Raw genomic sequence first — 12,674 nt, 5'->3', positions numbered from 1 at the left:
ACAAGCTGGCCACCCGCATCCGAAATTAGGATTGCGGCAATTCGCTGACACCGCCGTGCTTTGCCGACCAGGGCAGCGGGTTATCGAGGAAGGCTTCAACCTCGGAGAGGGTCTTTTCATCGAACAGTTTTTCAGCCCGGGCAACGGTCAAAACATCGCGCCAGGTCGTCAGGTAATGCAGCTTAACATTGCCGTTGGCAAAGCGTGCTTCCGCCTCCTGGAAGATGCCGTAATAGAAGAGTGCGATGCCGTGATCGACGATGCCGCCCGCCGCACGGATGGCGTCGATAAAGGTAAACATCGAGCCACCTGCGGTCGTCAGATCCTCGATGACGAGAACGCGGGCACCCTCGGGCATATGTCCTTCGATCTGGGCATTGCGGCCATGGCCTTTCGGCTTCTTTCGGCAATAGATCATCGGCAGGCCGAGGCGCTCGGCAAGGAAAGCGGCGAAGGGAATGCCCGCAGTTTCGCCGCCGGCCACACAGTCAAACTTCTCGAAACCGGCCTCACGCAGGACAGCCGCCGCCGCAAAATCCATGGCTGCGGAGCGAATGCGCGGGAAGGAGATGAGCTTGCGCATGTCGATATAGACAGGGCTCTTCATGCCTGACGCGAAGGTGTATGGGCTTTCGGAATTAAAATGGACCGCCTTGATTTCCCACAACATTTTCGCAACCAGTTCGGCAACGACGGCGCGATCGGTGAATGTGAAGTGGTTCATAGGCGTTCTCCTTTTAGGCCTTGGTTTCTCGCTCCGAAAACCCGGATCGGTGTTCGGAAAGCACGCGTCTTTGTTCGGTATTTCGTGCGCCAGCCGAGGTGCCGGCGGACCATAACAAAACCGCCGGCAGTGCCGGCGGTCATAAAATCAGTTTACATCCCAATGAAGCGGGAACATCGGATCGAATACGGTCACCGGCCCGGCGCCCGTTTCGATCTTGGCGGGGAATGACACTGGCTCGTCGCGCTTGACCAGCGTGATCGTCTCCTCATTCGGCGCCAGACCATACCAGGCCGGGCCGCTGAGCGAAGCGAAAGCTTCCAGCTTGTCGAGAGTGTTTTCGTCCTCGAAGACATGGGCAAGGCAGCTCATCGTATTGATGGACGTGTAAATGCCCGCGCAACCGCAGGCGCATTCCTTCAGCGGGTCCACGTGCGGAGCGGAATCCGTGCCAAGGAAAAAGCGCGCATCGCCAGAGGTCGCGGCAGCCCGCAGCGCAAGCCTGTGCTCCTCACGCTTGGCGACGGGCAGACAGTAATAATGTGGCTTGATGCCGCCAACCAGAATGGCGTTGCGGTTGATGATGAGATGATGCGTGGTGATCGAGCCGGCCAGATTGGCCTTGGAAGACTTGATATAGTCAACGCCATCGCGGGTGGTAATGTGCTCCATCGTCACCTTCAACTCCGGCAGGCGCTGGCGCAGCGGTTCCAGAACCGTCTCGATGAAGACCTTCTCGCGGTCAAAAATATCAACTTCCGGCGTTGTTACTTCTCCATGCACGCAGAGGGGCAGGCCGATCTTCGCCATGCGCTCCAGAACAGGCATGGCCTTGTTAAAATCGCGCACACCGCCGTGGGAATTGGTTGTGGCACCGGCGGGATAAAGCTTTACAGCGGTAATCAGGCCGCTTTTCTTGCCCTCTTCCACGTCGTCGGCCTGCGTGTCCTCGGTCAGATAGAGCGTCATCAAGGGCTCAAAGCTGTCGCCCGCGGGAATGGCCTTGACGATGCGGTCGCGATAGGCGCGGGCATCTGCGGTGGTGACAACCGGCGGCACCAGGTTCGGCATGATGATGGCGCGGGCGAAATGACGGCTCGTATCCCCGATCACCCCTTCCAGCATGGCGCCATCACGAAGATGCAGGTGCCAGTCATCAGGGCGGCGCAGGGTGAGCGACTTCATCGGGATACCTCGGAGCATGATGGAATTGCGCCCGCTTAGCATCTTTTGTCGCGGGAAAACAGCCGCCCGACATGATCAGGCAGCCGTAAATGTCATTTTTTTGAAGCGCGCTTTAGATGTTGCCCGCTTCCGGACCCCAAACGTCGGTCATGGCAAAACCATCGGCCAATGGGTCGAATGGGTCGAGGCCGACCTGATGCAGACCAAAGGTAAAGCCGCGCCCGGCAATCGTGGGAATGACAGCCGGACGGCCCGCAACTTCGGTGACGGCGGAAAGGCCGACATCGAATTCCGAACCGATGATCGAGCGGGATTTATACTCGTCGCCCACCTTCACCTTGCCGCGCGCATAAAGCGTGGCGAGATTGGCGGAATTACCGGTGCCGCAGGGCGAACGATCCGCCCGGCCCGGCCACATGGTGGTGCAGGTGCGGATGGAGCCATCGGCGTCCACATCGCGGAACATCACATAGGCCACGCCCGATATGGCGGGGATTTCGGGATGCACAACGGTCATTTCGCGGTTGACCAGGTCCTTCAGGATCATACCCGCAGAGACCAGCTTCGCGGCATTGGCTTTTTCGATCGTTAGACCAATCTGACGCACATCCACCAGCGCATAAAAAATGCCGCCATAGGAGATGTCCATCGTCACCTTGCCCCATTGGGGTGTGTCGATGCTGACATCAAGCGCATGCACGAAAGACGGCACCATGGTCAACTTGACCTTTTCGCAGCGCCCGTCGCGGCAGGTGGCCGTTGCCTTCACCAGACCGGCCGCCGTTTCCAGATTGATAACGGTTTCCGGTTCGTGCATCTCCACCATGCCGCTTTCCAGAAGCGCAGTCGTCGCGCATATGGAATTCGATCCGGAGCTGGCATGCGCCTGGTCCGGCTGAAGGATGACGAAGGCGGCGTGCGCATCCGGATGCTTCGGCGGCAGAAGCAGATTGACCGAGCCCATGGGCGTGCCGCGCGGCTCCAGCGTCAGGAAGCGACGAAGCGCCTCTCCCTTTGGGTCGGTATTCATCCAGTGAAGCTGTTCAGCCACCGTATTGCCGGGAATTTTCGGCGCGCCGCCGGTGACGACACGGCCGATTTCGCCTTCGCAATGAACATCGAGAAGCTGAAGGGTGCGTTTCCAACGCATGGGGTCTTACTCCGAAAAGGGTTGTCGACCGACCATACAGATAAAAATACAAGCTGTATACAAATCTGCGACGCTCTGTGACAAAAAGCGCCTACGTTCCCGCTGCCCCTAACGCATCGCAGTTTAGCGATTGCGGCATTCCGCCCGGTTTCGATTGGCAGCGGCATCGCAGTTGATCCTTGACGACTGAAGCGCCTGATCGTCCACCACGGAGCCGGCCGTATCACCCACCGATCCCACGGTATTTTCCACCGAGCGGCCAAGCCGCTCCACCTGCCTGCCGTAGTTTTCCCGCGTGCGGGGATCGAACACAGCAATTGGCGCGCTGACCACAACGCTCGCTGCTGTTCCCACCGTCTGCGCGGCACCGATGCTGACGGCGCCCAAGGCTTCGCCCAGGCCGACATCGGAATCCGTCACGGTCTGGCCCGCGATGAGGCGGTCGCCGATCAGACGCACGACCTCCGGGCTTTCGGCAAACTTGCCGTGGTTCAGGCGGTCGCCCGATTGCAGCTTCGTCAAATCGAGAACCGTGATACCGGCCTTTTCCAGCTGGCTGCTGTAGGGCTCAACGGAAGGATCGATCTGGCCAAGACGGTCAACATTGCCGGAAATGCGGCGCGACAGGCTGAGCGCGCGGTCGTCCTGCGAAACGAAGAGCGTGAATTTCGGTGGTGTGTTGCCGAGGCTTGCGAACTGGCGGCTGAAGACATCCACGTCGAGATCAGGTGCTGCCAGAATGACGTTGCCGATCTTCGGATCGACGCGGCCATTGCGGATGGCCATCTGCCGCAACGCCTCCACCGCAAGCCAGGTGCCCATGGAATGCGCCATGACCGTGACTTCACGGATGGATTTGTCTTTCGCCAGCCGCGTCAGCATCTCTTCCAGCGCGTCACGGGAATAGTTGGTGCTTTCCTTGTCGTAATTATAGTCGAAGATGCTGGCGCGTGACGGCCAGGTGAAGACGACGGGCACGACATCGGTTCTGGAATCATGGACGATCTGGGCAAATCGATAGACGGATTCCTCGTAGCGGTTGTTGAAACCATGCACGAAGACCAGCACGCGGCGGTCCTTTTCAATATTCCGGCCGATCCAGCTTCGCGTCTCGGCTTCGGAGCGAATGGGCTCGACCGCAACGGTAGTGAAATCCTTCAGCGGATTGGACGGCAGCTTCTTCGGCCACTGCACCTGTCCGACCTTGCGGTTGGCGTCTGGCGGTATCGAGACGGTGACCGCGTCGACCTTCAGCCCCGTACCCCGCTCGCCGCCGAAAAGAACCGCAGGATTGTCAGACGGCGCGCGTGTCGTCGCGACAAGGAGATTCACCGGCGTCGTACCGGCCACTGTTTGTCCCGTTGGCGTCATCACTCCGATCGGCCGCCCGCCGCAACCGGCAAGCAGGGCAACAATCGCGATCATGGCGACGAAGCGAATGGGCATTACATCACTCTCCTGCAACCCTGAGGCAGCCGGGTCGCTGCCGAGAGAGAGGATTTTCTACCGGAGGCGGAACTGACGCGCCAGCAACCACAGCGAAGTGGCGGATGATTTCCATCCCGGTGTGTCCAAACGGACCCAATTTCGCGTGGGCGCGTCCGATACCTCAGGCTGGATTCCTGATCCGCCGCTATTTCTGCGGCAGCATGGTGCCCCTTTCACGCAGGGCGCCATGCCACGAAAGCGCTTCTTCGATGAGATGCGGCGTGTGCCCTCCCCGCGAGACTGCCCGCTGGAAATAGTCCGTTAGCGCATCACGATAGGCCGGATGCACGCAGTTCTCGATGATGACCGCTGCGCGTTCACGAGGCGCAAGGCCACGAAGGTCGGCAAGGCCCGTCTCGGTCACGAGGATATCGACATCATGTTCGGTGTGATCGACATGGCTGACCATGGGAACGACGCTCGATATGGCGCCGCCTTTGGCGATAGACTTGGTGACAAAGATGGACATATAGGCGTTCCGGGCAAAATCCCCCGAGCCGCCGATGCCGTTCATCATATGCGTTCCCCCGACATGGGTCGAATTGACGTTTCCGTAAATATCGAATTCCAGCGCCGTGTTGATGCCGATGATACCGAGGCGACGGATAACTTCGGGATGATTGCTGACCTCCTGCGGGCGCAGAATGAGCCTGCTTTTATATTCGGCCAGACGCGGCATGACCCGCTCATTCATGGCGGAGGACAAGGTGATCGACGAACCCGACGCGAAAGTCAGCTTGCCCGCATCGAAAAGTTCGAATGTGGAGTCCTGCAGTACCTCCGAATACATTTTGAGATCGTGAAACGGCGTATCAATGAAACCGTGCATCACAGCATTGGCGATCGTGCCGATGCCGGCCTGAAGCGGCTGAAGTTCGTGGGTCATACGGCCTTGACGCACCTCGTTCAGCAGGAATTCAGTGAGGTGGCCGGCAATGGCCCTGGTTTCATCATCCGGCGGCAGCACTGTCGAGAAGCTGTCGCTCTTGTCACTCAGGACAATAGCGGCAATTTTTTCCGGCGGCACCGGAATGAAGGGCAGTCCGACACGGCTATCCGTCGCCACCACCGGGATGGGCATGCGGGTCGGACGTTTTGCGGGAATGAAGATGTCGTGCAGCCCTTCCAGCACCTCGGGCTGGGACAGGTTGATCTCGACGATGACCTTATCGGCCAGGATGGCGAAACTCGCGGAATTGCCAACGGAGGTGGTGGGCACGATGCCACCTTCAGCCGTGATCGCCACGGCTTCAACGATGGCGATATCGACGCCGTGAATCTGACCGCCGCGCAATTGCTCGACGGTCTCGGAGAGATGCTGGTCAATGAACATGACCTTGCCGTCATTGATCGCCTTGCGCAAAGCCGGATCGGACTGGAACGGCATGCGACGCGCCAGCATGCCCGCCTCGACCATGGTCTTGTCGAGATCATTGCCCAGCGATGCCCCCGTCATCAGTGTGATTTTCATGGGATGCAGCTTGGCACGCTCCGCCAGCGCCAGCGGCACCGCCTTGGCCTCCCCGGCACGCGTGAAGCCGCTCATGCCCACAGTCATGCCATCCCGAATGAGACTGGCGGCCTCTTCGGCACTGACGATCCGGTTCAAAAGGGACGCGTTGCGAATACGCTTTTCGAGCATGCACTTCTCCATGATCTGCAATCACGATGGCACGGCATTCGGCTGGCCACCTATTCGGCGACTATGGCGTGCAGTTTCATCGATGAAACTGACATAGATCAAGGGCAAGAAGGGAACCATCACTTCTGCGTATCAAATCCCGTTCAGCGACAATAAGTGACGCATCGGCGCGACAGGCTGGCAGGCCCTCACACCATGCCGGCCCTGCGATCCGCAGGAGACTTCCGTTACGCCGTGACCGGCGAGGAGTGACGAGCCCCACTTCGCGTCATCGCGGTGAGGAAAAAGCATCTCGTCAGGGGCCTTCGCAGACAGGCGCCCGCCCAAGCACGACCTGCCCTACTTCCACATCATAGGCACGCAGGCCGAACGCGCCGAGGCTTATGACCCGGTAACAGGGATTGCCGCCCGTCCACAGGGGATCGACAACGTCGATATCGGTGATAAAGCGATGCGCGCAGGCCTGACCGGAACTATAAGCGATGCCTTCGGCCGTCGTGCCTGCCATTGGCACATGGATATGGCCAAAGATGATGTGACGCACACCGGCCGGGTGAGCGGCGAGCCGGCGCATGACAGCCCCGTCATCATGCATGCCGATATGTTCAAAATGGCGGATGCCACAATCCATCGGCGGGTGGTGAATGAAAACCGTCACGGGCAACTCGCCCGCGCTTTCCAGCGCGCTCTCCAGCCATGCCAGACGATCCTCACCATACATGCCGCCTATGACATCGGCTTCATGGCTGTCCAGAAACAGTAAACGACCAAAATCGGTGTCGATGAAGGACTGGATGTAACCGTTATCGTCGCGAGGCTGTTCGGGAAAGGCGGCCACGAATTCCGGGCGGCGATCGTGATTGCCGAGCATCAGCCGCACCGGCATGGAGACCGACGCGAGGATGCCGCGCAGCAGCTCATAGGCTTCCGCCTCACCGTAATTGCAAAGATCGCCCGTCATGACAAGAAGATCGGCGTCGGCGTGTTTTTCAACGATATCGGCGATTGCCGCGCGCAGCTGCTTTTCCGGGTCGACGCCATTTATGGCGACGCCGGGCAGCAGAAGATGGGTATCGGTGATCTGGATAATCTTCATTTGGGGCTTCCTGCGCAAAATGGCTGCGGGAACGGATTTCCCGCAGCCTCTCGATGGTGCTGATTATTTCAGCAGGGCGTTGGTCTGCTCGACGATCTGCTTGAGGCCGGCTTCCGGCGTCACCTCACCGCGCATGACGGTGCCGATGATATCGCGCTGGGTGCGCCAGATGCGGACGGAATCGCCACCGGGGTAACCGGCCCAGGGCAGAGAACGGTCAGCCTGAAGCGAAGCGGTTTTCACATTCGGGTTCTCGACGTAATAAGGAGCGAGGAAGTCCGGGCCGGTTGCCAGCTTGTTGGTCGGCAGGTAACCGGTGATGCGAACGATGGTGTTCTGCGCTTCCGGACCGGTGATCCACTTCAGGTATTTCCAGGCAGCATCCTGCTTGGCCTTGTCCTGCGTCAGGATAACGGCAGAGTTACCGCCGGTCGGAACGCCGCCCTTTTCCTTGTTGTCCAGCGGGAAGGTCGCCGTCTTCAGCTTGAAGCGGTCGCCAACCAGGCCCTGGATCGTCTGAACGTGAGCGGGCGTCGAGAAGATGAAGCCGGTGAGGCCTGCACCGAACTGCTGGCGGGACTGGTCCCAATCGAGCAGGTTCTGGCCACCTTCGGTGACGAACTGGCGGGTCATCTTCAGGGCGTTGAGGCCGATCTCGTTGTCGAACGCAACGGTCTTGGTCTTCTCGTCGACGAGCTTGCCGCCCTGTTCGACGATGAGCGCCTGCCACAGCCAGTCATCCGGCCAGCCGTTGATGTCGTAGCTCATGCCAGCAAACTTGGGGTCGAGAGCCTTGATCTTCTTGGCAAGAGCGATGAGCTCCGCAAAGGTCGTCGGCATCTTGTCCGGGTCGCCGCCGGCCTTGGTGACGAGGTCCGAGTTGATGTAGATGATCGGCGAGGAAGCGTTGACCGGCAGACCATACTGCTTGCCGTCGATCTGGCCGAGTGCCGCCATCTTCGGGCTGTAGTTCTTGTCGAGGAAAGCCTGACCGCCTTCAGCCTGAATGAACGGGCCGAGATCGGTGATCTGGTTGCGCGGTGCGAGCGTGTGCACCAGTTCCGCCGTCAGGTTGTAGCCCGAGAAATAAACGTCGGGCAGATTACCGGTAACGGCAGAGCGCAGAACCTGCTGCTGGCCTTCGTTATAACCGGCAGCCGGAGCGAGGAAGTTTATCTTCACGTCCGGGTTCTTCTTCATGAATTCATCGGCCAGCGGCTGATGGAATTTCGTGAAGCCCGGCAGGTTGTAGAGAACATTGAGCGTGATTTCGTTGGCGAAAACCGGCTGAGCGAGGCCCGCAAAAGCCATGCCAAGGGCCAGACCGGCCATCACAGCGCGTCGGTTTAGTTTCATGTCAGTCTCCAGAGAGGTTGGGAGGAGGAAGTCTGAACGGCGTCACTTGACGCCGGTCATGGTAATACCGGCGATGAAATGCCGCCGTGCCAGGAGGAAGCACAGCACCATCGGCGCGGTAATCAGTGTCGCGCCCGCCATCAGCGCGCCGTAATTTGCGCCGGATTCAACATCGGCGAAAAACATCATGCCAAGCGGCGGTGGCGCGAGATTGGTGTCAGAGATAACGATCATCGGCCAATAAAGGTCGTTCCAGTGGGCGACGAGCGAAAAGACCGAGAAGGCGGCGAGTGAAGGCAGCGAACCACGCAGCACAAGCCCCCAGCAGATCTCCATTTCAGAGAAGCCGTCCATGCGTGCCGCTTCGATGATTTCATCCGGATAGCTGCGGAAGGACTGATTGAACAGGAAGATGGCGAAGACGGAGAGAAAGAAGGGCATCATCATCGCGAAATAGGTGTTCAGCAGCTCCGTCTTTGCCAGACCGACGAAAAGCGGCAGGGCAAGGGCCTGGATGGGGACGCAGAGCGCGGCGACGACCAGGCCAAGAAGCAGCTTGCGGCCCGGGAACCGCAGTTTCGCCAGAGCGTAGGCCGCCGGCACAGATGTCAGTATCTGGACGACAAGAATACCGAAGCAGACGATGACGCCATTGAGCATGAAGCGTGCCATGGGCACTTGCCCGGCTGCGCGATTGTAATTATCGGCCGCGTCGAATTTCTCCGGGATCGGCCAGAGCGAAACGTTGAATATTTCCGCCGGCGAACGGATTGACGTCAGCACCATCCAGTAGAACGGCAGGAGCATCAGGAAAGCGCCGAGCGCCAACACAAGATGCGGAAGATATTTGCGGAGTGCGGCCATCAATAATGCACCTTCCGGTCCATATGCAGCGTCTGGCCGATCGAAAGCACCAGTACGATTGCGAGGAAGATCACCGTCAGCGCGGCGGCATAACCGGTGTTGGAATACTCAAAACCTTCGAGATAGAGATCGAACAGCAACGTCTCCGATCCGAAACGGCCCTTGGTCAGCACTGCCACCGTCTCGAACACCTTAAAGGCCGAGATGGAAGTGGTGACCACAACGAACATGGTCGTCGGTCCGAGCATCGGCCATGTCACCGTCAGAAAGCGGTCCACCGGGTTCTTCGCGCCATCGAGACGCGCCGCCTCGTGCAAATCCTTCGAAATGGCGGTGAGACCGGCAAGGAACAGCACCATGTTGAAGCCGAGTATCTGCCAGACGCCCATCAGCGCCATGGTAGGGATAAGGAGAACGGGGTTGGAGAGGAAAGCGACGGGTTCGAAGCCCATCCACTTGATCGCCGCATTCACCGGGCCGAGCGATGGATGGAGCAGGAATTGCCAAACGGTCGCCATGGCCACCAGCGTTGCGGTGACCGGAAGGAAGTAAGCTACTTCCCAGAAGGCGCGGCTGCGCTTGCGATTATAGACAAGCAAGGCTACGCCGAGCGCCAGAAACACGCCGAAGGGAATGACGATGGCAGCGTAGATGGCCGTATTCGTCAAGGCACGCAGGAAAACCGGATCCTGAAACGCCTTGACGAAATTTCCCAGTCCCACAAAGCGCGTGGACAGCGCGCCAAGCTGATAATCCGTGACGGAAAACCCGGCGAGAACGAGCATCGGCACGATATAGATTGCCAGAAGCAGCAAGCTTGCGGGTGCCGCAAAGATCAGGCCGCGCCGGATCATCCGCCGGTCGGCCTTTGAAAGCCGCGGGCGAGCGCTGGCACGCGCCGCGCCAGAAAAATCAACCGCCGTCATGCCGGCACCTGCTCGCGAACGGTCACCTTGCGGCGGAGACCGTCGGCGGCGAAAAGATGCGCGCGCTCCGGCACAAAACCGAGGGTCATGACGCCATTCGCATCAGCGCCAAGCGTTTCGCCGGCACCCTGTCGCAGGGTTACGGCCACCGTCTCATCACTTAAAAGACGGCAACTCACGAAGCGGTCTGCGCCATGGGTTTCGCTGCGGACCACACGCACGGCCAAACCTTCCGCGCCGGGACGCAGATCCTCTGCGCGAAGACCAAGCGTTGCGGGACCGGCGTCGCGGCCCGCGGCTTCGAGACCAAGATCCCGGGCGAAAGCCGTCACCTTGCCGCTGGCGGCGATTTCGACCGGCAGCAGATTGATGGAGGGCGTGCCGATGAAGCGCGCGACGGTGAGCGTGGCGGGCTTGCGGTAGAGTTCATCCGGCGTGCCAAGCTGCTCGATACGACCTTCAGACATCAACGCGATACGGTCGGACATCGTCATGGCTTCGATCTGGTCATGGGTGACATAGATGAAAGTCGCGCCGAGCCGCCGGTGCAGGCCTGCCAACTCTTCGCGCATGTGGGCGCGAAGCTTCGCATCAAGATTGGAGAGCGGTTCGTCCATGAGGAAGGCGGCCGGCGAACGCACCAGTGCCCGGGCAAGCGCAACACGCTGACGCTGGCCGCCGGAAAGCTGCGCCGGCTTGCGATCCAGCAGATGCGCGATCTGCAGCGTCTCGGCCGCCTGCTCGACGGCTGCTTCGATCTCTCTCACCGTTTCGGCCGGGGCCGCAAACCGCCCGATCAGCGGTAGCCGCGCGGCAAAGGGCAAACGCCGCATCCTAAGCGGCGTCGCGATGTTCTGGCGCACGCTCATATGCGGATAAAGGGCGTAGGACTGGAACACCATCGCGAGATTACGGTCGCTCGGATCGATCTCGGTCACATCCTGTCCGCCGATGGACACCGAACCGCGATCCGGCGTTTCGAGCCCTGCTATGATGCGCAGCAGCGTGGACTTGCCACAGCCCGACATGCCCACCAGGGACAAAAACTCTCCGGGGCGGATGGAAAGATCGATCTCTTTCAGAACATCGTCGGCGCCGAAGCCTTTGCCGATGCCCGAAAGTTCAAGTGATTGTGGCGTCATTCTGCGCTCCTTTTCTGAAGCGCATATGCTTATATTGTATGACAATATGACGAAGGTTTGAGGAAAGTTCGATGACACGCGAAAGCCCGGAAATCTCGGACAATCGAAAACCGCGATGAATGGGCCTTTACTCGAAACCACTAAAATTGATGGGTATTTCCGCGCTTGTCCGTGAACCGAAAATCGCTGGGGGCGCAGACTTATAATGCGGCGAGAATCACATGCGCCTGAATTTTGCCGGTAACCTCACCGCTGCCATGGCGGGCTTCAATGGCTGCGGTGACGTAATCTGTCGCAGCATCCAGTGTTCCGGGGGCCCTTGCCTCGATTTCCGTGCGCAGAACCGTTCCCTGGCAATAAGCAACCGCCGGAATATGGGGCGAATCGGCCCGACTTTGCGTCGCCACCGTTTCAATCGTCACCCAGGAAAACCCCGCATCCTCCAGTTCGCGGCGGATCGCGGCCACATCATGATAACCATGCGGGGTGCGTGCGAGGAAGCGGGGTGGATCATCGGGAAACAGGCGCGCCAACGCGTTTGTCACTTCATCTGCGAAGTGGTTTTCCCCAATGCGATCCCAGACATTGAATAAATAATGCCCGCCGGGCTTCAGCACCCGCTTTGCCTCACGATAGGCCGACGGCCGATCACCAAAAAACATTGCGCCGAACTGACAGAAGACAAGATCAAAAACAGCGCTTGCAAAAGGCAGGAGCTGGGCATCGGCCTGTTGCCATTTTATGCGGTGATCCGGTGCCTGCTGCGACGCGGCAAAGTCGAGCATAGGCTGATTGAGATCGGTCACCACATAGCTGGCGGCAGGCAATAATCGGGACGTGAATTCGCGCGTGACGGCGCCGGTTCCTGCAGCGACCTCCAGAATATCAACCGGCATCAAGGCCGCCGCCCGCCGCGCCAGATCAGTGGCGAAAGGTGCGAAAATCAACGGCACCATATAGCGGTCGTAATTTTCCGGAATCGACCCCGCAAATACCTTATCCGCTTCCAACATGGCTTTCACCCCGAGCCATCCGACGATCGGATGATTTTAACATATATTCGGGATGTGTGGAATTCGTTCGGTCCTGCCGCGTGCCAGA

Annotated in this window: 11 protein-coding genes; all 11 read right to left on the bottom strand. The window is 59.4% G+C overall.

Annotated features, from left to right (window positions below; all coding sequences use genetic code 11):
• Positions 1-25 precede the first annotated feature (25 nt).
• The 11 genes from HQN82_RS00375 to HQN82_RS00325 all read right to left on the bottom strand — a co-directional run bounded on the left by HQN82_RS00375 (position 26) and on the right by HQN82_RS00325 (position 12,586).
• Positions 26-724 (bottom strand): orotate phosphoribosyltransferase, encoded by a 699-nt coding sequence (locus tag HQN82_RS00375; protein WP_112766108.1) that lies wholly within the window; start codon positions 722-724, stop codon positions 26-28.
• Between the two features lie 147 nt (positions 725-871).
• Positions 872-1,909 carry a dihydroorotase gene (gene pyrC, locus HQN82_RS00370; protein WP_112766107.1) on the bottom strand — a complete coding sequence of 346 codons (1,038 nt, stop codon included), beginning with the start codon at positions 1,907-1,909 and terminating at the stop codon, positions 872-874.
• 112 nt (positions 1,910-2,021) lie between these two features.
• On the bottom strand, positions 2,022-3,059 hold the full coding sequence (locus HQN82_RS00365; RefSeq protein ID WP_173614435.1) for a 4-hydroxyproline epimerase: 1,038 nt from the start codon (positions 3,057-3,059) through the stop codon (positions 2,022-2,024).
• Positions 3,060-3,182: 123 nt separating this feature from the next.
• Positions 3,183-4,505, bottom strand: coding sequence for an alpha/beta hydrolase (locus tag HQN82_RS00360; RefSeq protein ID WP_112766105.1), 1,323 nt, complete (start codon positions 4,503-4,505; stop codon positions 3,183-3,185).
• A gap of 187 nt (positions 4,506-4,692) precedes the next feature.
• Entirely contained in the window at positions 4,693-6,189 is a 1,497-nt protein-coding gene (scpC, locus tag HQN82_RS00355; protein WP_006698932.1) for a succinyl-CoA:acetate CoA-transferase ScpC, read from the bottom strand.
• 295 nt (positions 6,190-6,484) lie between these two features.
• Complete coding sequence (locus HQN82_RS00350) at positions 6,485-7,285, bottom strand: phosphodiesterase (protein ID WP_112766104.1); 801 nt, start codon at positions 7,283-7,285, stop codon at positions 6,485-6,487.
• 63 nt (positions 7,286-7,348) lie between these two features.
• Complete coding sequence (locus tag HQN82_RS00345; RefSeq protein ID WP_112766103.1) at positions 7,349-8,641, bottom strand: ABC transporter substrate-binding protein; 1,293 nt, start codon at positions 8,639-8,641, stop codon at positions 7,349-7,351.
• 42 nt (positions 8,642-8,683) lie between these two features.
• Positions 8,684-9,505 (bottom strand): carbohydrate ABC transporter permease, encoded by an 822-nt coding sequence (locus tag HQN82_RS00340; RefSeq protein ID WP_112766102.1) that lies wholly within the window; start codon positions 9,503-9,505, stop codon positions 8,684-8,686.
• Entirely contained in the window at positions 9,505-10,431 is a 927-nt protein-coding gene (locus HQN82_RS00335; protein WP_035206712.1) for a carbohydrate ABC transporter permease, read from the bottom strand. Before HQN82_RS00335 ends, HQN82_RS00340 begins: the two co-directional genes overlap by 1 nt.
• Positions 10,428-11,573, bottom strand: a complete 1,146-nt coding sequence (locus HQN82_RS00330; protein ID WP_162699350.1) for an ABC transporter ATP-binding protein — start codon at positions 11,571-11,573, stop codon at positions 10,428-10,430. Before HQN82_RS00330 ends, HQN82_RS00335 begins: the two co-directional genes overlap by 4 nt.
• 200 nt (positions 11,574-11,773) lie before the next feature.
• A complete protein-coding gene (locus HQN82_RS00325; protein ID WP_112766101.1) occupies positions 11,774-12,586 on the bottom strand; it encodes a class I SAM-dependent methyltransferase in 813 nt (270 codons plus the stop codon).
• Positions 12,587-12,674 lie beyond the last annotated feature (88 nt).

It is taken from the genome of Agrobacterium pusense (genome assembly GCF_013285525.1).
In the GTDB taxonomy this organism is placed as follows: domain Bacteria; phylum Pseudomonadota; class Alphaproteobacteria; order Rhizobiales; family Rhizobiaceae; genus Agrobacterium; species Agrobacterium pusense.
Note: the sequence above shows the minus strand (reverse complement) of the source record. Positions and strands in the feature narration are given on the sequence as shown.